General features: G+C 53.0%; 1 rRNA gene (cut by a window edge). It reads right to left on the bottom strand.

Annotation, left to right across the window (positions count from 1 at the left end):
* Window positions 1–19 precede the first annotated feature (19 nt).
* Window positions 20–1,382 (bottom strand): 23S ribosomal RNA (locus KL786_RS29225); it runs 1,261 nt beyond the window's last position.

The following is a 1,382-nucleotide window of genomic DNA, read 5'->3' as shown; positions in this document are numbered from 1 at the left end:
CAAATTGCTTGGGTGTTATATGGTCAAGCCTCACGGGCAATTAGTATTGGTTAGCTCAACGCCTCACAGCGCTTACACACCCAACCTATCAACGTCGTAGTCTTCGACGGCCCTTCAGGGAACTCAAGGTTCCAGTGAGATCTCATCTTGAGGCTAGTTTCCCGCTTAGATGCTTTCAGCGGTTATCTATTCCGAACATAGCTACCCGGCAATGCCACTGGCGTGACAACCGGAACACCAGAGGTTCGTCCACTCCGGTCCTCTCGTACTAGGAGCAGCCCCTCTCAAATCTCAAACGTCCACGGCAGATAGGGACCGAACTGTCTCACGACGTTCTAAACCCAGCTCGCGTACCACTTTAAATGGCGAACAGCCATACCCTTGGGACCGGCTTCAGCCCCAGGATGTGATGAGCCGACATCGAGGTGCCAAACACCGCCGTCGATATGAACTCTTGGGCGGTATCAGCCTGTTATCCCCGGAGTACCTTTTATCCGTTGAGCGATGGCCCTTCCATACAGAACCACCGGATCACTAAGACCTACTTTCGTACCTGCTCGACGTGTCTGTCTCGCAGTCAAGCGCGCTTTTGCCTTTATACTCTACGACCGATTTCCGACCGGTCTGAGCGCACCTTCGTACTCCTCCGTTACTCTTTAGGAGGAGACCGCCCCAGTCAAACTACCCACCATACACTGTCCTCGATCCGGATAACGGACCTGAGTTAGAACCTCAAAGTTGCCAGGGTGGTATTTCAAGGTTGGCTCCACGCGAACTGGCGTCCACGCTTCAAAGCCTCCCACCTATCCTACACAAGCAAATTCAAAGTCCAGTGCAAAGCTATAGTAAAGGTTCACGGGGTCTTTCCGTCTAGCCGCGGATACACTGCATCTTCACAGCGATTTCAATTTCACTGAGTCTCGGGTGGAGACAGCGCCGCCATCGTTACGCCATTCGTGCAGGTCGGAACTTACCCGACAAGGAATTTCGCTACCTTAGGACCGTTATAGTTACGGCCGCCGTTTACCGGGGCTTCGATCAAGAGCTTCGCGTTAGCTAACCCCATCAATTAACCTTCCGGCACCGGGCAGGCGTCACACCCTATACGTCCACTTTCGTGTTTGCAGAGTGCTGTGTTTTTAATAAACAGTCGCAGCGGCCTGGTATCTTCGACCGGCATGAGCTTACGGAGCAAGTCCTTCACCCTCACCGGCGCACCTTCTCCCGAAGTTACGGTGCCATTTTGCCTAGTTCCTTCACCCGAGTTCTCTCAAGCGCCTTGGTATTCTCTACCCAACCACCTGTGTCGGTTTGGGGTACGGTTCCTGGTTACCTGAAGCTTAGAAGCTTTTCTTGGAAGCATGGCATCAACCACTTCGTCA

Origin of the sequence: Pseudomonas sp. TAE6080, assembly GCF_018732265.1 — a bacterium.
In the GTDB taxonomy this organism is placed as follows: domain Bacteria; phylum Pseudomonadota; class Gammaproteobacteria; order Pseudomonadales; family Pseudomonadaceae; genus Aquipseudomonas; species Aquipseudomonas brenneri.
This window is presented reverse-complemented; position numbering and strand designations above follow the sequence as displayed.